At 58.7% G+C, this 19642-nt stretch carries 18 protein-coding genes and 2 pseudogenes; 4 read left to right on the top strand and 16 right to left on the bottom strand.

Features of this window, described 5'->3' with window-relative positions; translation table 11 throughout:
• Positions 1–7: 7 nt before the first annotated feature.
• The 9 genes and pseudogenes from PACILC2_RS08010 to PACILC2_RS07970 form a co-directional block, all read right to left on the bottom strand.
• Complete coding sequence (locus tag PACILC2_RS08010) at positions 8–805, bottom strand: SAM-dependent methyltransferase (RefSeq protein WP_307860444.1); 798 nt, start codon at positions 803–805, stop codon at positions 8–10.
• Positions 802–1587 carry an ABC transporter ATP-binding protein gene (locus tag PACILC2_RS08005; RefSeq protein WP_062492917.1) on the bottom strand — a complete coding sequence of 262 codons (786 nt, stop codon included), beginning with the start codon at positions 1585–1587 and terminating at the stop codon, positions 802–804. Before PACILC2_RS08005 ends, PACILC2_RS08010 begins: the two co-directional genes overlap by 4 nt.
• Positions 1588–1953, bottom strand: coding sequence for a cyclic-phosphate processing receiver domain-containing protein (locus PACILC2_RS08000; protein WP_213528480.1), 366 nt, complete (start codon positions 1951–1953; stop codon positions 1588–1590).
• Positions 1950–2879: a deoxyribonuclease IV gene (locus PACILC2_RS07995; protein ID WP_307860442.1), complete on the bottom strand. Its 930-nt coding sequence runs from the start codon at positions 2877–2879 to the stop codon at positions 1950–1952. The genes PACILC2_RS08000 and PACILC2_RS07995 overlap by 4 nt, the downstream gene beginning before the upstream one ends.
• Positions 2792–3511, bottom strand: a complete 720-nt coding sequence (locus PACILC2_RS07990; protein WP_307860448.1) for an Fpg/Nei family DNA glycosylase — start codon at positions 3509–3511, stop codon at positions 2792–2794. The genes PACILC2_RS07995 and PACILC2_RS07990 overlap by 88 nt, the downstream gene beginning before the upstream one ends.
• A gap of 136 nt (positions 3512–3647) precedes the next feature.
• Positions 3648–4459 (bottom strand): annotated as a pseudogene (gene nucF, locus PACILC2_RS07985) (5' nucleotidase NucF).
• Positions 4456–5574, bottom strand: a complete 1119-nt coding sequence (locus PACILC2_RS07980) for a Gfo/Idh/MocA family protein (protein WP_213528479.1) — start codon at positions 5572–5574, stop codon at positions 4456–4458. The pseudogene nucF and the gene PACILC2_RS07980 overlap by 4 nt, the downstream one beginning before the upstream one ends.
• A 119-nt stretch (positions 5575–5693) precedes the next feature.
• Positions 5694–7031: a ribonuclease H-like domain-containing protein gene (locus tag PACILC2_RS07975; RefSeq protein WP_213528478.1), complete on the bottom strand. Its 1338-nt coding sequence runs from the start codon at positions 7029–7031 to the stop codon at positions 5694–5696.
• Positions 7032–7146: 115 nt separating this feature from the next.
• Positions 7147–9431, bottom strand: a pseudogene (locus tag PACILC2_RS07970) (DEAD/DEAH box helicase).
• Positions 9432–9671: 240 nt separating this feature from the next.
• Here PACILC2_RS07970 and PACILC2_RS07965 point away from each other — a divergent pair.
• Entirely contained in the window at positions 9672–10274 is a 603-nt protein-coding gene (locus PACILC2_RS07965) for a nitroreductase family protein (RefSeq protein ID WP_213528477.1), read from the top strand.
• A 109-nt stretch (positions 10275–10383) separates the two neighbouring features.
• Positions 10384–10602, top strand: a complete 219-nt coding sequence (gene tlp / locus PACILC2_RS07960; protein WP_213528476.1) for a small acid-soluble spore protein Tlp — start codon at positions 10384–10386, stop codon at positions 10600–10602.
• A gap of 101 nt (positions 10603–10703) precedes the next feature.
• Here the strand turns inward: tlp and rnz are convergent, their stop codons facing one another.
• From rnz to metH, 3 genes are all read right to left on the bottom strand, one after another.
• Entirely contained in the window at positions 10704–11618 is a 915-nt protein-coding gene (gene rnz / locus PACILC2_RS07955; RefSeq protein ID WP_213528475.1) for a ribonuclease Z, read from the bottom strand.
• Between the two features lie 182 nt (positions 11619–11800).
• A complete protein-coding gene (locus PACILC2_RS29265) occupies positions 11801–12334 on the bottom strand; it encodes a vitamin B12 dependent-methionine synthase activation domain-containing protein (RefSeq protein WP_372447079.1) in 534 nt (177 codons plus the stop codon).
• Positions 12301–15213, bottom strand: coding sequence for a methionine synthase (gene metH, locus PACILC2_RS07950; protein ID WP_372447080.1), 2913 nt, complete (start codon positions 15211–15213; stop codon positions 12301–12303). The genes PACILC2_RS29265 and metH overlap by 34 nt, the downstream gene beginning before the upstream one ends.
• 177 nt (positions 15214–15390) lie before the next feature.
• Between metH and mtnD the strand changes: the two genes are divergently transcribed.
• Complete coding sequence (mtnD, locus tag PACILC2_RS07945) at positions 15391–15936, top strand: acireductone dioxygenase (RefSeq protein WP_213528474.1); 546 nt, start codon at positions 15391–15393, stop codon at positions 15934–15936.
• Positions 15937–16021: 85 nt separating this feature from the next.
• Here mtnD and PACILC2_RS07940 read toward each other — a convergent pair whose 3' ends face one another.
• From PACILC2_RS07940 to PACILC2_RS07925, 4 genes are all read right to left on the bottom strand, one after another.
• Positions 16022–16810: an HAD family hydrolase gene (locus PACILC2_RS07940; RefSeq protein ID WP_213528473.1), complete on the bottom strand. Its 789-nt coding sequence runs from the start codon at positions 16808–16810 to the stop codon at positions 16022–16024.
• 25 nt (positions 16811–16835) lie between these two features.
• On the bottom strand, positions 16836–17261 hold the full coding sequence (locus PACILC2_RS07935; protein ID WP_244863351.1) for a hypothetical protein: 426 nt from the start codon (positions 17259–17261) through the stop codon (positions 16836–16838).
• A gap of 122 nt (positions 17262–17383) precedes the next feature.
• Positions 17384–17581, bottom strand: a complete 198-nt coding sequence (locus tag PACILC2_RS07930; RefSeq protein ID WP_062492903.1) for a DUF896 domain-containing protein — start codon at positions 17579–17581, stop codon at positions 17384–17386.
• Positions 17582–17746: 165 nt separating this feature from the next.
• Positions 17747–18127: a LysM peptidoglycan-binding domain-containing protein gene (locus tag PACILC2_RS07925; protein WP_062492902.1), complete on the bottom strand. Its 381-nt coding sequence runs from the start codon at positions 18125–18127 to the stop codon at positions 17747–17749.
• Between the two features lie 191 nt (positions 18128–18318).
• Between PACILC2_RS07925 and lexA the strand changes: the two genes are divergently transcribed.
• On the top strand, positions 18319–18939 hold the full coding sequence (lexA, locus tag PACILC2_RS07920) for a transcriptional repressor LexA (protein WP_062496813.1): 621 nt from the start codon (positions 18319–18321) through the stop codon (positions 18937–18939).
• Positions 18940–19642: the final 703 nt, after the last annotated feature.

Here is a 19642-nt window from a genome sequence, read left to right as displayed (position 1 = left end):
CTCCAGCTCATGTCGCAGACAAGCAAATCGAAGGTGCCCGGCGCGTAACGGACCTCTGAAGCGTTTTGCGTTCGTAGACGAGACGTTCGTGCTTCAAGAGCGACGGATGAAGTTCGGCCGGATCGACGGCCGTCACCGAAAGGCCGCGCTCCAGCAGCAGCGACGTCCATCCGCCCGGAGCGGCGCCGATGTCGAGCGCCCGCCGGAACGAAGCATAGTCGAGTCCGAAGACGCGTTCCGCTTCGAGCAGCTTGAACTTCGCGCGGGAGATTTGTCCCTCTTCGCGCTGAAAGCGGATGGCGCCGCCCGGCCAGTCGGAAAGCATTTCGCGCGCGGTGCCGATGCCGGCGTACAGCCCCGCCGTGCCGGCGTAGACCGCGAACAGCAAATCCGCATTCCGCACCTGCGGGATGGCGCCGGCCTCTTCGAGCGCCGCGTCGATCGCTTCTTTGGAATCGATCGCGGCGTACGGGTACGGCGTCCCCGGCATTTTGCGGATATGCGCCGCGACAGTGCGGCCGGCAAGCCTCGGGGCTTCGGCTCTGACGAGCTCCCCGAGCGCGGTCAGATCTTCGGCATTCCCGCGAACCGGAAGCGTGAATTCGACAGGCTGCATATGGCGGAGGAAAATGGGCGGCTGTTCTTCAAGCTCCCGCGTCACCTCTTCCCGCTTCCGGGGCAGCTCGGCCAGAAACGTCTCGCCCGGCGCCAGCGGCTCGAACGAAGCGCCGGGAAACATACGCCGCAGCTCTTCCATCGCGTAAGGCGAGTAGCCCTGGTTGGCCGTACCGATCCAGCGCGTCACCTCCGCACTTCCTCCCCGGACGGCACTTTCAGCCACGGCCGGCCATACGCCCATTCCACCTCGACCGGCAGCTCGTATGCGGCGGCAAGCCGCTCGGGAGTCAATACGTCTTGCTTCGGGCCGGCAGCGATCAATGATCCGTTATGAATAAGTGCGACATGGGTGAATACCGGCACGATCTCTTCCATATGATGCGTGACGTATACGAGCGTCATGTTCCGGCTGCCGAGACGGTCCAGCTGCGCGAGCAGCTTCTCGCGCTCGAACAGGTCGAGACCGGCGCACGGTTCGTCCATAATGAGCAAAGCCGGGTCGGCCATCAGCGCGCGCGCCAGAAGCGCTTTTTTGCGCTCGCCCTGCGACAGCGTTCCGAACGGCTGTTCCGCCATCTCTCCCAATCCGACCTCCCCGAGCAGGGAGCAGGCCTTGTCCTTCAATTCGGACGGAATGTCCTGATAAAACCGGAGAAACGCGTATTCGCCGGTCGCGACCACTTCCCATACCGGGTCGGCCAGCGTCAACTTCTCGATAAGCGATTGGCTGATATAACCGATCCGCTTGCGCACTTCCCGGACGTCGCATTGGCCGTACCGGTATCCGAGCACCTCGACCGTGCCGGAAGTCGGAAACATATATCCGGTCATCATTTCGAGCAGCGTCGTCTTTCCCGATCCGTTGCGTCCGAGAATGACCCAGTGCTCGTCCTTTCCGATATGCAGATCGACGCCGTTCAATATGACGCGGTTTTCGCGCCGGAGCGTCAGACCGCTCATCCTGATCATTCATTCATCCCTCGATTCCATTGTCATATTGCCATCTCGTCCGTGTAGGCCGGCCGCAAGAGACGGCGGCATCGGACCGTAATGAAGCCGGGTCGTGTCGGGAACGTGCCCGGCGAGCAGATGATACATTTGCCGGCGTCCCGATTCGCTCGACGTATGCAGGTAAATTTCCCGGGGATAACGCCCGGTTTCCACCATATGGCGCGCGACGTCGAGCCCGGTGGGACGCCCCCAGCCGAGATCGTAATCGAGCGACAAAATGCCGATCGGTCCGTCGTCGATCAGCATGATGCATTCTTCGGCGCTTCTCGCCAATACGAACCCTTTCGGACAGCTTCGATAATCGTCCAGAAAAACGTGAATCATCGTTCTCCTCCCCATTGGGCGAGCAGGGCGAGCTGGCTGCGGTGTGTGCCGTCCGCATCCGGCGGCGTCTCCAAAATAAACGGGACGCCGCGGAGTACCGGCAACGTGAACAGCCAGCGTAGTCCGGCTTCGCCGATATGGCCTTTCCCAAGCGGCGCATGCCGGTCCCGGCGGGAACCGCCCGGATAAGCCGAGTCGTTCATGTGAACCGCCTCGATCAGACGCCATATCCCGAGCTTGTCCGCCTTTTCCGCCCATTCGCCGTCCGGCTCCCCGTTCCACATGCCGCTGGCGAACAGATGGCAGCTGTCAAGGCAATAGCCGATTTGCTCCGGGTTCCGGCACAGCTCGCGGATGCGCGCCAGTTCCTCGAACGTCGTGCCCATAAACGCGTGGTCCCCCGCCTGATTTTCCAGCAGCAGCTTCGCCCGCCCCGTCCACCGGGATGTGACGCGATCGATGCATTCGATAATGTTCCGGTACCCTTGCAGCGGATCGGCTCCTTTGTAAATGCCGAAATGGACGACAATGCCGACGGAGCCGCAGCTGTCCGCAATATCCAGATCGTTCAGCAGCGACAGTACGGTGCGTTCGCGCTGTCTCTCGTCATCAGCCGCCAAATTGGTCGGATACGGCGTATGGGCGACGGATACGGTACCGCTCTCCATGCATAACTCCGCGCAGCGGCGGGCGTCCTGCCGATCGAACGTCTTGATCGCCAGGCTGCGGGGATTTTTCGGGAAATACTGAAACGCTTTCGTCCCCAGAGCGGCAGCGGCGCGCGCGCGGCCGCATAGCCGCCGCGAATGCTCAGATGACAGCCGAATCGCATGGCCGCTTACCTGTCCTTCTGGCAGGACGGGCAGTAAAATACTTTTCGCGACGACAGCTGCTCCTGCACGATCGTTCCGCCGCAGCGGAAGCAAGGCTCGCCGGGACGGTCGTAAACCTTGCAGCGGTCGTTGAATCCGCCCGTCAGACTGTCGCCGGCAAACAACGGCTGCTCCATATAGCCGCCGGCTTCCACCGCCTCGCGCAGCACGCTGCGCATCGCGGCGTACAGCCGGTTCCAGGAGTCGGGCGCAAGCTCCGGGATGCGCGCGTCGGGTCTTACGGAAGCGGCAAAGGCAATTTCATCGGCATAGCAGTTGCCGATTCCCGACAGTACGGTTTGATCGACCAGCGCCGCCTTGAGCGTTCCGCGTCTGCCTTTGAACCGTTCGCGGAACCGCTCCTCGGCAAGCCGCTTGTCGAACGGATCGGGTCCGAGATTCGCCAGCCGCTCATCCGCTTCTTTGGCCGTCAGCAAATGCAAATAACCGAGCCGCAAACCGATGAAATACAGCTCGCTGCCGTCCGCGAAACGGAGCGTGACCTGAACCGTCCGATCCGGACGGTCCGCTTCCGTACCGTAATGCATCCATCCGCCGAGCATCAAATGGAGCAAAAGCCTTTTGCCGTTGTCAAGATGAAACAGCAAATGTTTGCCCCTTCGTTCGATATACCAGATCGTCCGTCCGGTCAGTTCCCGGTCGAACAGGTGGGCCGGAACGTTGATGGACTTTTCTCTCGTGACTTCCGCACCGGCAATCCGCTTTCCGGCGATTTTTCTCCTAGCAGCTTTCGGTAAGTTTCCATTTCGGGCAGTTCCGGCATTGCTTCCTCTTCCTTCCTGTCATATCCGCTTGCTTCTCTTATCTCCGAATAAAAGCTGAAATATACGAGCGAAGCTCGTGCAAATCGCCGCAGACGGCGTCGGGCCTGCAGCCTGCCTGCTCGGCGTACGCTTCGAAGTTGTCTGCCGTCGTCAGCCCCGTCAACACGAGCACGGTTCCGCAGCCGGCAGCCTTGCCTGCGGCGATATCCGTCGCCAGGTTGTCGCCGATGACCCATGCGTCTTCAGCCGCCAGTCCGAGGTCACGCAGCGCGTAATCCATCAGGATCGCCGACGGCTTGCCGATCAGCACCGGCTCCTGCCCGCTTGCCGCGCGCAGCATCGCGCCGATCGAGCCGGCTCCCGGCAGCAAGCCGTCATCGGAAGGCAGCAGCAAATCGGGGTTGGTCAATATATACCGCGCTCCCGCAAAATATGGCGAACGGCAGCGGCGATTCGATCGTATGTCAGCTTGCGGTCGATGCCCTGCAGCACATAGTCGGGGTCCCGTTCCGTCAGGACCAGACCCGCTTCTTCGGCCGCTTCCCGCAACCCGTCCTCGCCGATGACGAACACCCGCGCGCCGGGGCGCTCTTCCGCAATATACCGGGCGGCGGCCTGAGCGGACGTGCATACGTCCCGCGCCTGCGCCGCAATTCCCATCGCCTCGAGCCGGTGGGCGACGACGTCGGGCGATGCTGACGAATTGTTCGTCACGAAACGGAACGGCAGTTCCGCCTTCCGCAGATCGGCGATGAACGCATCCGCGCCGTCGATCCGCCGTGCTCCGTGGTAAAGCGTGCCGTCCAGATCGATCAGCAGCCCTTTCGGCGCTGCGTCCGGCTTCTTCACGTCCGGTCTCCTCCGGTTTCCGCCACGTCGCTCCGCTTCGAGGCGGCCAATATTCGCTCGATCCAGTATTCGACCGTCACCCCGTCGCGAATATGCGGCGCCAGATCAGGCCAGCGGTCCTCTCCGGCAAGCCGCAGCAGGAAGTGATGCAGGGCGGCAAAATGGGCGTCGACCGCAATGCCCATCGTCGCCTTCTCGCCGGGCAGCAGCTCGAGCGCATCGGGCTGCGGCGGCGCGGCGCTTCCGCCCTTCAACAGATGGATGTCCGGAACCGTCTGCCGCTCCAGATCGCATGTCAGGCTTCCCCTCGTCCCGACAACCCGGATTTCATAAGCGTCGGAGCCGAGAGCAATGCGCGACACTTCAAGCGCGCCGCTCACTCCCGATGCCGTTTCGTAATGCATCATCGCCCAGTCATCCACATCGACGGCGACGCGCCGGTCGGAGCCGGCCTCTGCCGCCCGCTCCTTGACATACGTTCGGGCGATGCCGGAAACGTCCGACAGCTCGCCGAACCAGTGACGGATGAGATCAAGCACATGAACGCCGAGATCGCTGATCGCGCCGCCCCCGGACAAACCGCTTTGCAGCCGCCAACTGACGGGACGCTCGGGATCGAGGTAGCCCGAACGGCGATACGATATGTTGCACTGCAGCGGCTCGCCGATCACGCCGGCCCGCACCCATTCCCGGATGCGCATGACCGCCGGATGGTAACGAAACGTAAAGGCAAGCTGTTCGGTCGGATTCGCCTTCTCGATTTCCTCCAGCAGCCGGCGGGAACGGTCGTAGCGATCGGTCACCGGCTTTTCGCAATAGATGCTTTTTCCCCCGCCAAGGGCGGACATCACATCGTCGTAATGGACGGCGTTCGGCGTGCAAATATCGAATACGTCTACCCGCTCGTCGCCGGCCGCTTCCGCGGCGGACGATACCGTACGGCGGAAGCCTATCGCCTCCGCCTGCAGCCGGTGCCGGTCGGGGTTCCGGGTAACAAGCGTATCCAGTACCGGAAGCGCCGGCAAACGTTTGACGACAGGAAGAGCGCGCAGCGCCGTAATATGCGTCTTCGCGATGTTTCCGAAGCCTAACACAGCAAAATGAATGGATTTCAAACGGATTCCTCCTAAAACTTTTCGCAGAAAAGTCGCTTTTGTAAGTATAAGGCAAAACTTTCGATCAAATGCCGCACCTGCCGTACCAGCCGCACCGCAACCATTCGCTAACTTTCTTGTCACTGCGCCGTCGGCTTTGCGGCCTCCAGTTTGCGCCGCAGCCGGTCTCTGCGTTTGCGCAGCGCCTCCAGCTCGGCCCGCTGCCGGCCGCCGCGGTGCAGCAGCGGATGGCGCTGTATCAGTTCAAAGGCGCCCTCCGCGTAGGCGAGCGCCGATTCATAGTCTTTCATCTTATGCTCGTAAAACATCGCAAGCTCGATATGCGCCTCGCATGAGAACGTCGCGCCGCTCGCGGCTGCTAGTGCGGCCCTCTGCCACAATAACACAGCCCGCCGCCAATTTCCAGCCTTCTTATCCCTTGCCGCCAGCGCGATCAGCGTCGAATATCCGATGTCCTCGTTTCCGCTCGCCCTCTCGAACAGCGCTGCCGCCGCCGCGGCATGGCCCATCCGTTCCAGCCACAGTCCCGTCCGCACCATCTCCTCCGGTTCGTCAGGAAACGGAACGGCCGTCCCCAGTCCGCCGCTCAGCAAATGTCCAAAACGGATCGCCAGACAGGCAAGGGAAAGCATATCCGTTTCGTTATGGTGAAACACGCCCGCAAGCGGGCGCGGGTCGCCGTCCGCCAAAAACTGAAAATAAATCGACGGCGCTAGCGAGCCCGGAACGTCATCCCGGCGGACGATGCCGAGCCGCTCCTCTTCCACGTGGCTCAATCTGCACGAGGCCAGCGTATTTCGCCAGACGCTGCGGGACGGGTGAAGAAAATCGAGATGAAGCGGCGTCCACACCGTTCGCCCGAAGCCGTTCAGAATAAAGCGGCTTTCCAGCACCGGCCAATCGAACGTCCGTCCGTTGTAGGTGGCCAAAAAGCGGAATCTTGGCAATAGCCCGATCAACCGGGCCAGCATCGCCCGCTCTTCCGCCGGATGGCGGATGAGCGATTGCTCGACGACATAGCTTCCGTTGTCCCAATAGCCGAGACCGATCATGAACGGCACATTGCCCGCACCAGCCCCGAGTCCCGTCGTCTCCAGATCGAGAAACAGCACTTCCTCCGCCCCGATGCCTTCATCCGATACGCCCGGATGAAAGGCGGCAAGCCCGCGTACGGACGTCTCCCATTCGCCCAGCCGGTGCGTTCCGTGATAATGCGTTTGCGGATAGCGGGTTTCGCGCAGCAGAAAGCCGCCCCACTCATTCGTCACCAGCTTGACGCCGAGCTCCGTCCAGGCGGGATGCAGCGGCTCGTCTTCGGCATCCGGACCGTCAGCGTCACCGGCCGCATCCGAAACCGGTGGGACGGCATCGGCCGCCGCTGCGGCGCCGGTTCCGGGCCTGCCGGGTCCCCCGCCGGCTTCGTTCCTTCCGGCCTCGGAAATGTCCGCAACCCGCATACCGGTTCCGTCCGGGGCCGTCGCTGCTTTCCGATCCGCATCGGTATCGTCCGCTCCCGCTTCCCTGGCCGCGGCGCGAGTCCCCGCAACCGGTTCATCCGCTCTCTGAGCCCGCTCATACGGCAGCCTCCACCGCCTGCAGCAGCTCGAGCGCATGCGACTTGCCGAGCAGCCCGACCTCTTCGATCGGCCCGACGCATGCCGGGCAGCCGCTCAGGCAAGTACAGTTTCGAATGAGCGATTTCGCCTTCTCCAGCAGCTCGTCATGTACTTCGAACAGCCGCTCGCTCAGCCCGATGCCGCCCGGATAACGGTCGTAAAAATAAATCGTCGGCCGCTGCGTATGTACCGATTTCACCTGCGGCACGACGCGGATATCCTGCGGATCGCACATCAGATAGAGCGGCGCGATATGCACGAGCACGTTCGCGATGCCGAGCAGCGCGCACTGCATATCGTTCGCGCTCCGTCCCGCGGCCGCCTCTTCGCCGAACCAGAACCAGTAGCCGCTCGTATGCAGCTCCTCTTCCGGCAGATGGATCGGCCCGGAGCCGATATTTTCGTGCGTTCGCAAGCGGATTTTTTTGAAAATCGTCGGTTTGGCGTTGACGGTCACTTCGCCATATTGGCGGAACAGCCCTCCAGACGAGCGCTCCTTGTCCACATGCAGCACCTTGAGCTCAACCGCCAAATTCGCGTCCGTGAAATAATCGACGCTCACTTCGCGAACGTAGGCTTTCTTCTCCGGGTAATCGAGTTTTTCGACCTGGTACTGGACGCCTTCGTGAATGTAGATCGCTTCCTCGTGGATAAGCGTCGGCGCGCTGAACCGGTCCACTTCGCCGAGCACGCGGCTGCCATGCGTCGTATCGATAATGATAAAATTTTCCTGGGCCGCCGAGCGCAGCGATATGTTGTGAGCGGGAAACGACTGCTCCATCCAGAACCAGCGGTCGTTCACCCGGTGCAGCACTTTCTCCTCCGCCAAAAATTCGAGCATATCTTCAAGCGGTTCCCCGCCGAACTGTTCCCCTTTCGCAAACGGCAGCTCGTAAGCCGCGCACTTGACATGGTCGATCAGCACGAGCAAATTGTCCGGATGGATCAGCGCCCGTTCGGGCGGACGGTTGAAGAAAAAGTCCGGATTCTGAATGACGTACTGATCGAGCGGATTGCTGCTGGCGACAAGAAACGTAACCGAGCAGCCGCGCCGCCTCCCCGCCCGGCCGGACTGCTGCCAGGTGCTCGCCACCGTGCCGGGGTAGCCGTTGAGCACGCAGGCTTGAAGCTGGCCGATATCGATGCCGAGCTCGAGCGCATTCGTACTGACGACGCCGCGAATTTCCCCGCTACGCAGCCCGCGTTCGATTTCCCGGCGGAGCTTCGGCAAGTAGCCGCCGCGATAGCCGCGAATCGTTTTGTCGCCCAGCTTGTCCTTCACCAGCTCCTGCAAGTAGGTGAGCAGCAGCTCGACGCGTACCCGGCTTCGGGCAAAGACGATCGTCTGTACCCCCTGTTTCAGCAGCCGCGCCGCCAGCTTGCGCGTTTCGAGCACACTGCTGCGGCGGATGCCGAGCTGACGGTTCACAACGGGCGGATTGTAGAAAATAAAATGCTTCTCTCCCATCGCGCGCCGTTATTGTCGATCAGCGTCACCGGTTCGCCGATCAGCCGCTCCGCATGTTCCCGCGGGTTGTCGATCGTGGCCGATGCGCAAATAAATTGCGGATTTGAACCGTAAAACCGGCAAATCCGCTTCAACCTGCGGATTACGTTGGCTACATGGCTGCCGAAAATGCCTCTGTAAGCGTGCAGCTCGTCGATAATGACGTAACGGATATTTTCAAACAGCTTGACCCATTTCGTATGATGCGGCAGAATGGCGGAATGCAGCATGTCCGGATTGGTTACGACGATATGCCCGGCGTTGCGGATCGCCTGCCTGACTGTCGGCGGCGTATCGCCGTCGTACGTATGCGTCTTGATATCGGCGCCCATCAAATCCGCGAGCTGCTGCAGCTCCGATACCTGGTCCTGCGCGAGCGCCTTCGTCGGAAACATATACAGCGCTCTTCCGTCCGGCCGTTCCAGAAGCGACTGCAGGACAGGCAAATTGTAGCATAGCGTTTTGCCCGAAGCGGTCGGCGTCACCGTCACGACGTGCTCGCCCCTGCGAACCGCATCGAACGCTTCCCCCTGATGGGTGAACAGCGACTCGATGCCTTTCGATCTTAGCGCCCCGGCCAGTCTGGCGTCGAGACCTTCCGGCAGCGGCACTGTTCGGGCCTCGCGGGCCGGTATCGTCTGCCAATGCGTCACATTGCTCATAATCTCGGGGTCTTGGCGCAATTCGTTCAGCCACTCTTCAAGGCTGGCCGCTTTCCCCGTCCAACGGTTCATAACCGTCCTCTCCCTTATACCTAGAAAGTAAGCGCTGGTTTCAAGTACTGTCCGTACATGCTATAATTGTAAGTTGCAACCTATGTTTCTTTCCATTTTACAGAATGCATGTTCGCGTTGCAATTCCCTTTTTCCGGCACACCCGTCATATCGGCGCGCAATCTGTCGCATCGTGCGCTTTCCCGGGAAAAGCGGCAAAACCGCAAAACAATCAAGATTTTGAATGAAAGGTGGACATCCATGAGCCAGACCGCTGAACAATCCATCGCTCCGATTGTAGCCCAATATCGTCATCCGGAACAGCCCATCAGCCCGCTTTTCGTCAATCGCTGGTCGTCCCGCGCGTTCGACAGCCGTCCGGTCGACCGCGAAGACCTGCTGGCCGTGCTCGAGGCGGCCCGCTGGGCTCCTTCCAGCTTGAACGATCAGCCGTGGAGATTTTTAATCGCGGAGACGAAAGAGCAGCTGGAGAAATTCTACTCGTTTATCGCGCCGGGCAACCTGACCTGGTGCACGAAGGCGCCGGTGCTGTTGCTCGTTATGTCCAAGACGACAAGAGCGGATGGCCAGCCGAACCGCGCCCACGTCTTCGACACGGGCGCAGCCTGGGGTTACCTCGCGCTGGAGGCGGCGCGCAGAGGGCTTATTACCCGTGCAATGGGCGGCTTCGATGCCGCCAAAGCGCGCGAAACGCTCGGCTTGCCGGACGATCTGGAGCCGCGGATCGTGGTCGCGCTCGGCCACAAAGGCAATCCGGCCGACCTTCCCGAACAACTGCAGGAACGCGAGAAGCCGACTTCGCGCCTCACTGTGGACGAACTGATCTGGTCTGCGGCTCCTTGACGCCTTCCGTATAATCGGGTTATCACGGCAGCATCCTAATGCGGGGAACTGCCGTCCGGCTGCCGCCGGGCGGCGGCCCGAAAACGCGACGGACAGGAGGATGCTGAAAATGACGCCGAAACCTGACAATCGGGAGGACAACGTCGAGCGCTTGCAGCAGGCGGTCCAAAATACCGAGGAAAATTTGCACGAAGCGGAAGACTACTTGAACGAGTTTGCGGACGAAATATCTTCCGGAGAGCGCGACGCGATACAAGCGAAAAACGAACGACGCAAAAACAGCATGCAGAGCATGAAAAACGAAATTCGCGACGAAGCGAACGATTGATTTCTCAAGCCGAACGCCAAGTTCAGCAACGACAATCGAGCCTGAAGGCCGGATTACCGGAAGCTTCAGGCTCGATTGTTGTTGCTAGCGTCCATTTCGAATCATTCGGATCGGAACGGAATATCGATCGCCTTCAGATCGCAGGCAGCTACCGTTTCGGGAAACACCTTTCGCGCCTCGTTTTCGAGAGACGCCAGATCCTCCATCCGGTACCGGTGACTGAAATGGGTCATGACAAGCCGCTTCGCCCCCGCCTTCTTTGCCGTCTCCGCCGCTTGCCCTGTCGTGGAATGACCGTACTTCGCCGCTTTCTCCTCCATGCCGGCGGCAAAGGTCGCTTCGTGAACGAGCAAGTCCGCCCCTTCTGCTAGAAGAACCGCTTCCGGACACGGCTTCGTATCGCCAAGCAGCGTCACGACCCGGCCTTTGATAGGCGGGCCGACGACATCGCGCGACCGGACGATCGTGCCGTCAGGCAGTTCGACGTCTTCGCCCCGCTTCAGAGCGCCGAACAACGGCCCGAAGGGCACGCCCAGTTGTCTCGCCCGCTCCGAGTCGAGCCGTCCGGGCCGATCCCTTTCTTCGATCCGATAGCCGAGACACGGAATACGATGATCCAGCGGCGCGCATCGCACCGACCATGTGCCGTCGTCCCATATAGGCCCCGCAACGGCCTCGCGTATGTCCAGGCGGTATTCGAGATGCGTGCCTGTAATGGCGAATACCGCGTCCAGAAACGACTTGATGCCGGGCGGGCCGAACAGCGGGAGATCGCCGGCTCCTTCATGGTACGACCGGCTGCTGAGCAAGCCGGGCAAGCCGAACAGATGGTCGCCATGCAGATGCGTGATGAAGACCGCCTCCAGCTTGTTCAGCTTGAGCGGCGTGCGCATCAGCTGATGCTGCGTGCCTTCGCCGGCGTCGAACAGCCAGAACGCGCCGCCCCGTTCGGGGAACACGAGAGCTGCGGCGCTGACGTTGCGGTCTTTCGAGGGGCGCCCTGCCCCCGTACCCAAAACAGCAGTTCCATCAGCCGTTACCCCCTCGCTCTAGCTTTTGCCAAATGGACTTTTGTTATTTTACCATCTCTGCCCGGACAATAAAACGAAAGCGGGAAGAGGAGCCCGATCCTTCTTCCCGCTTTCCGCCGCTCTCGCCGCCGGCCCGCAGCTTCGCCGGCCGGACGGTCTTCATCCCGTTACACTTTCTCTACGTTGAAATATTGCGCTTCCGGATGGGCGAATACCATGGCCGATACCGACGCCTCCGGCTCCATCATGAAGCCGTCGGTCAGACGGACGCCGATATCTTCCGGCTTCATCAAATCGAACAACAGCGCCTGATCTTCCAGATTCGGACATGCAGGGTATCCGAATGAGACGCGGATGCCCTGATACCGGGCGCCGAACCGCTGCTTCATCGTCATGTCCGGCGGATCGGGGAATCCCCATACGTCCCGCATCATGTGATGAACGCGTTCGGCCAACCCTTCGGCCACTTCCAGCGCCACAGCCTGCAGCGCATGGGAACGCAAATATTCGCCTTTATCTTTCCATTCCGAAGACAGCTCGCGAATCCCTTGTCCGGCGGTAACGACGAGGAAGCCGACATAGTCCATCACGCCGCTGTCCGTCGATTTCAGAAAATCGGCCAGACAGAGATAAGGCTCCGTCTGCTGGCGCGGGAACGCGAATCGCTTCAACACCTTCGAATGATCGGCCGGATCATACACGAGAATGTCGTTGCCCGACGATTGCGCCGGGAAAACCGGTACATGGCGTGGGCGCGGATAATGCCGTTCGCGTTCGCTTCCCGGAGAATTTCGTCAACCGTTTCCTTCAATTCCACCGTTTTCGGATCGCCTTCCTGCAGCAGCTGCTCGACCTTCCCGCGCACGCCGAGATGGTGACCGAGCAGCATCTGCATATTGACATACGGTACGATGTGCGAAATCGGCACGTCGCGCAGCACATGGCGTTCGAAATCCGGCGGCACGAACACCGGAGCGTCCTGCGAAATGTTGGAGCGGACGGCCCGCGTCTGCTTCGGCAGCGCCGTTTTCTCCTCCGCTCCGCTTGCAATCGCCGCCATGGCTTCGGCATGTTCCCGCTCCAGCAAGCTTCGCTGCTCGCGATCCATCAGCTTGTTGGCGATATCGAGTCCGTCCATCGCATCCTTCGCGTACAAGACGAGCCCGTCGTATTCGGGCGCGATTCTCGTTTTCGTAAACTTCCGCGTCAAGGCCGCGCCGCCGACAAGAATCGGTACGTCGATTCCCGCATTGCGCAAATCCTGCGCGGTAACGACCATCTGCTGCGCGGATTTGACGAGCAGTCCCGAGAGCCCGATCGCGTCGGCCTTCTCGGCACGATACGCCTCGATCAGTTGCTCCGGCGGAACCTTGATGCCCAGGTTGATAATCTGATAGCCGTTGTTGGATAAAATAATTTCAACCAGGTTTTTGCCGATGTCATGGACGTCGCCTTTTACCGTCGCAAGAATGATTTTCCCTTTGACGGACGTTTCGTTTTTCTCCATGAATGGCTCCAGATAGGCGACGGACGCTTTCATTACTTCCGCGCTCTGCAGCACCTCGGCGACGATCAATTCGTTATTGTTGAACAGTCGGCCGACTTCTTCCATCCCTTTCATCAGCGGGCCGTTAATAATTTCTAGCGGACTATATTTGGTCAGCGCTTCGTCCAGATCCGGAATCAGCCCTTCCTTCGTTCCTTCGACCACGTACGAAGCGAGCCGCTCCTCCAGCGGCAGGTTGGCCGCCTTTTCTTTCTTCGCCACTTTTTTGTCGCGGAACGCGGCGACGAACGCTGCCAGCGTTTCGTCGTTCGTATCGTAGATGAGCGCCTCCGCCAGCCGACGCTCCTCCTCGGGAATAGAGGCGTAACGCTCCAGCTTCTCCGTGTTGACGATAGCGTAATCGAGTCCCGCCTTCGTACATTCGTACAGAAAGACGGAATTCAGCACCTCTCTGCCCGCCTCCGGCAGGCCGAACGAAACGTTGCTGATGCCGAGAATCGTCTGGCACTCCGGCATCGCCTCCTTGATAAGACGAATGCCTTCGATCGTCTCCTTGGCCGAACCGATATATTGCTCGTCCCCCGTGCCGACCGGAAAGACAAGCGGATCGAAAATAATATCTTCCGGCTTCATACCGTATTTTCCGGTCAGCAGCTCGTAAGAGCGCTTCGCAACCGCCAGCTTGTCTTCGCGGGTAATCGCCTGTCCGCGCTCATCGATCGTGCCGACGACGGCGGCAGCGCCGTATTTGTGAATCAGCGGCACCACTTTCTCGAATTTTTCTTCGCCGTCTTCCAGATTGATCGAATTGATGATCGCTTTGCCTTGCGAATAGGTAAGCGCCACATCGATCACTTTGGGATCTGTCGTATCGATAACGAGCGGCACTTTCACTTTTTTGACAACCAGTTCCAAAAACCGCTTCATATCGGTCATTTCGTCGCGATCCGGGTCCTGCAGGCAGACGTCGATAACATGCGCTCCGTTCTTCACCTGCGCCCGTGCGATTTCGGCCGCTTCTTCATATTTCCCTTCCGCGATCAGCCGCTTGAATTTGCGGGAGCCGAGCACGTTGGTGCGTTCGCCGACCATATAGGGTCGGTTGTCCTTTTCAATATATACCGTCTCAATGCCCGAGACAGCCGGCGGATGCTCGCCGCGGCGCTTGCGCGGCTCGTACTTTGCGAGCGTTTCGGCCAGCGCCCGGATATGCGCCGGTGTCGTGCCGCAGCAGCCGCCGGCGATATTCAGCCAGCCTTGTTCCGCGAATGCGGCCATCTTGGTCGCAAGCGAAGCCGGCGATTCGTGATAATGGCCGTTCTCGTCCGGCAAACCGGCATTCGGATAGCAGCTGACCGCCGATTTGGCGATTTCGCTGAGCGTCCGGATATGGTCGCGCATAAATTCGGGGCCGGTCGCGCAATTCAGCCCAATCGATATCGGATTCAGATGCTCGAGCGAAATATAGAACGACTCGATATTTTGTCCCGCCAGCGTCGTTCCCATCGGCTCGATCGTCCCCGAAATCATCACCGGCAGCTCGCGCCCGGCCGCGGCGAACGCCTTGCGGATGCCGATGCTTCCCGCTTTCACGTTCAGCGTGTCCTGGCTCGTCTCGAGCAGCAGCGCATCGACTCCGCCGTCGATGAGAGCCAGCGCCTGCTCGTAATAACTATCCACCAATTCGTCGAACGTGACGCCTCCGGTAACGGACAGCGTCTTCGTCGTCGGCCCCATCGCGCCGGCCACAAAACGCGGCTTGTCGGGCGTCGAATATTTGTCCGCGGCTTCGCGCGCAATCGCTGCCGCCGCCAGATTGATTTCCCGCGCTTTCTCGGGAATATCGTATTCGCTGAGAACGATAGCCGTAGCCCCGAACGTATTCGTCTCCACAATGTCGGCACCGGCTTCCAAATATTGCTCATGTATCGAGCGGATGACATCCGGCCGCGTCAGTACGAGCATTTCGTTGCAGCCGTCAAGCGCTTCTCCGCCAAAATCGTCAGCAGTCAGATTCGCCTGCTGGATCATCGTCCCCATCGCGCCATCAAGGATGAGAATGCGCTGCCACATCAATTGTTGTAAAGTCAGTTTCGACAAAATTGCATAACATCCTTCCCGAAAATCGTTAACCATTAGTGTACCAGATTAATGATAAGGTGAAAAGGTCATTCTGTCGACAACCGCGCCTTTTTGAACTATAATGATGAAGTATAAGGTTAATTTCATATAGGAAAAGAGGGAATGAACATGGCAGAGATTCGAATCCGCAACACGGGCGAACGCATTTCGGGCGAAGAGAACGTGCGCGCCTTTCTGGAAAAGCAGGAAGTATTGTACGAGCATTGGAATACGGAAAAGCTGCCGGACGAGCTGAAAGAAAAGTTCGTTTTGACCGATGAGGAAAAAAATCAGATTTTGTCGGCATACGACGAAGAAATTCGCGATTTGGCCGAGCGCCGCGGCTATAAAACGTGGGACATCGTCGCATTGTCAGATGCTACGCCGAATCTGGACGAGCTGCTCAAGAAGTTCGAACAGGTTCACACGCATACCGAGGACGAAGTTCGCGCGATTACGGCCGGCAAAGGCATCTTTGTTATTAAGGGTACCGAGGATGTCGGATATTTCGATGTCGAGCTGGAAGCTGGCGACGTCATTTCCGTACCGGAGAAAAAACCGCACTTTTTCACGCTGATGGAAAATCGTCAAATCGTCGCCGTCCGTCTTTTCATCGAACCGGCCGGCTGGATCGCCGAACCGTACGACGATCCCGCGTTCAGCAAAGAAGCTTAAAAAGCGTCCCGCAATGACGCAACAGGCAGGCGCACCCGCTTCCGGCAAACCGGAGCGGGTGCGCTTCTCTATTCTGGCCAACCGTTTACGCCTTTAACAACGGCAGCAGCTCTTCCAGATTGCGGATTTCGTAATCCGGCACAATATCGTCTGCGCGCGCCTTGTTGTCGCGGTTAATCCAGACGCTCGTAATGCCTGCGGCGTTGGCTCCTTTAATATCGGTCGTCAGCTTGTCCCCTACCATGACGCAATCTTCAGGCTCGTGGCCAAGAAGCGCCAACGCATGGCGAAAGATGCTGACGGCGGGTTTGCCTTCCCCGAATTCGCCAGAAATGACAATGTGGTCGAAATACGGTGCCAACTCCGGTACGCCAGCCAGCTTCTCTTTCTGCAAATCCGGCGAACCGTTCGTCAGCAGCAGCAGTCTATAGGAGCCTTTCAACATGTCCAGTACCCGGAACGTTTCATCGTATACGAGCGGACGAGCACGCCGCTCAGCCGGGAACCGTTCCGCCAGTTCGGCGCCGAGCTGCTCGTCGTCCACGCCGAGCGCTTTCAGCCCGCGCGTCCACGCCTGCTTTCGATATGTCGGAGCGATCCGTTCCAGCTTGCGAAATTCGTCCTGTTCTCCTTCACTGAAACGGGCCCACAACCCTTCGAACGGGTTAATGCCGATCATTTTCGTAAACGGGAACGTCTCATACGATTCGTACAGCGCTCGCGCCTCGCGCCTGACCGCCTCCTCCAGCGCATCCGGATCGACACCGCGCTTCTCCGCCGCTACACGGCATGTCGCCTGAAACGCTTCCGCCACGCTCCGCTCGTCCCACAGCAGCGTATCGTCAAGGTCAAATAAAACCGCTTGTTTCGCCATTTCCCTTACTCCCCCAAATCGTCACCTACAGTTGTTTCATTTCGATCTTATGCTGCTGCGCAAACGTAGTCAGCCTGGCTGCCATCTCATCGGTCGGATAACGGTTCATTACCCGCGAGAACACCCAGTTTCCTTTTTTGTGTTCGATCACGACATAGCCCGGCTGCACCCGGATGCTTCGGATATCGGACGCTTGCAGTCGTTTGTCGCCGGTCCATTTGCGCGTTTGGACATAATCTTTGCCCACCGCCAGGTACGGCCGCCGGAAAAAGAACAGCACCGCAAGCAGCAAATACATAACGATGACGAGCCAGTAGAACGTCCCGTCCTCCTGCATTGCCGTATTCGCCTGGCCGAGAATCGCATAGAACACGGTCAGCATGACGATCAGCGCCGGCCCGATATAATTGCGTCCGACAAAACGTTCGGCCTGATCGGCTGCGGGCGTCATTGCTTTAAGCCCCTGTTTTTTCTCGCTTTGTTCAATTGCGCGGAATTTTTGCGCACCTTGCGCTCCCACGTTCGCGACACGAATCATTTCCTCCCTGTTATGGATGAAGCGGTTTCGGCGTGCTAATGCTTGACCGAAGGCCGGTCCTCTTCGTCCGCCCACTTGATCGAATCGAGCTGATTGCGGAAATTGCGTCTGAAGTTCGCAAGATATTGCTGCCTGAGCTTGTCCCGTTCCACTATTTCCTCTTCGCTCAACCCGACGCTTTTCTGTTTGCGGGACAGCTCGTTGATCCGGGCGATCAGTTTCTCCACCTGCACTCACTCCTCTCCTGCTTCGCCGGAACTATCTATTACTTTGACATCTTCTTATATCCATTGTCAAGGCAGCGGGAAAGCAAGGGCAAATAAAAACGACCGGTCTTCACACCGGCCGAATATTCCGCAGGTCCGGGGTCAGGGAACCGTCTGTCCCAAGCCTGCGGCTCATCGCAGATCGGGCACGATCAGCGACATTCCCGGCACGATGTTGGACGAATCCAAACCGTTGCGCTTCTTCAGTTCATAAATGCGCCTTTGAATGTCGCCGTTCCCGTCCGGATGGGCCAGCGCGATGCTCCAAAGCGTGTCGCCTGGAGCGACGATAATCGTCTTCTCTCCCGCACCGGCAGGCTTCGGGGATACGCCGGAAGCGTCCGATACCCAGAATGAAAAAGCAATGGACAAAAACGCCAGCAGCGCCAGCGCGGCGAGAAGCCGGACGAAGCCCTTGCCAACGGTTGCCGTACCTGTCCGGGAAAGCGCTACGCAATTCTTTTTCCGATCTCTGTCATATATGCTGCGGTACGTTGTCGTATGAATCGTCATCGTTCAACACCCCAAACATTTGTTCTGTAATCAGAATATATCACGAACATATGTTTGAGGTCAATCGGTTTTCAGAACATTTGTTCCCGATTTTTTATAAAAATGCGAACCCGTGTTTCTCGAACTTATGTTTGTACGAACTCGGGTTCTATGTTAGAATAGTAACCAAATCAACTAATGGAGTGATGACGGTGTCGAAGATTTCCAACCGCCAGCAGGCAATTCTTGAGTTCATCAAGAACGAAGTACGGGAGAAAGGCTATCCGCCTTCCGTCCGTGAAATTGGCGAAGCGGTGGGACTAGCCTCCAGCTCAACCGTACACGGTCATCTGGACCGGTTGGAGAAGAAAGGGCTCATCCGCCGGGACCCGACCAAACCGCGCGCCATCGAAATTCTCGATCAGGACGAGAACGAAATTCCGTTTCCGGTCGCCGTGGCCAAAGTCCCCGTTGTCGGGAAAGTAACGGCGGGCGTACCGATTACGGCTACGGAGAACATTGAGGACTATTTTCCGCTCCCCGCCCATTTCGTAGGGGATCATGAAGTATTCATACTTAATGTCGTCGGTGACAGCATGATCGAAGCCGGCATTCACGACGGCGATTACGTCATCGTCAGGCAGCAATCGACGGCCAACAACGGCGACATCGTCGTGGCGATGAACGAAGATGACGAAGCGACCGTCAAAACGTTCTATAAGGAACGCGATCATATCCGGCTGCAGCCGGAAAACTCGACGATGGAACCGATATTGCTGAAAAACGTCACCATTCTCGGGAAAGTCATCGGCTTGTTCCGGGACATCCATTAATCGGACCGCCGTCCCTCATCGGCTTGTTTCGGGACATCCATAACCGGACCGCCGCTTTTATGCGGGAATCCCGTTTACCGATTTTTAAATCGGAATCACTATCGAACACCAGACAACCACCATCACCGCTTTGGACGGTAATGGTGGTTGTCTTTTGTTTCACGCCCATCGCATGTTCGGCAAAGACAACAGGATGGCGATCAGGCTCCCGCTGTGCGTCCGATTGCGAACCTCGAGGGCCCTATTCGCCAGCGTCACCCCCTCCGTACGACTGATTGTGACCTCCAAGGCCTTATTCGCTCGATCTATCCTCGCTGTGCGTCCGATTGCGAGCCTCGAGGGCCTTATTCGCTCGCGCCATTGCCACCAATCCCGAAATTGCTTTACTCCGGCTCCGCGGCTGCTGGAATCTGAAAGATACAAGCACTATAAAATAAGAAAAACGCCTGACGGCGTCTCTGTCTGAGGACGATACTGTTTCGCGATAAATGCTTATATGAACAAAAGACGACATGGCGGCCAGGGCTCAATTCGCCCTCGCCCCGCTGTGAACTGCCACCTGTCTCGAAATTGCTTTACTCCGGCACCGCAGCGGCCAGCATCCGGAAGATAGAAACCCAATAAAAGAACAAAGCTGCAAAAGTGCAACTTTTTCAGGGATAAAATAACCAAAACGGGAAAATTCCTGCGATAATGCAGTTTT

Source organism: Paenibacillus cisolokensis (assembly GCF_018403665.1).
GTDB lineage: Bacteria > Bacillota > Bacilli > Paenibacillales > Paenibacillaceae > Paenibacillus_AH > Paenibacillus_AH cisolokensis.
This window is presented reverse-complemented; position numbering and strand designations above follow the sequence as displayed.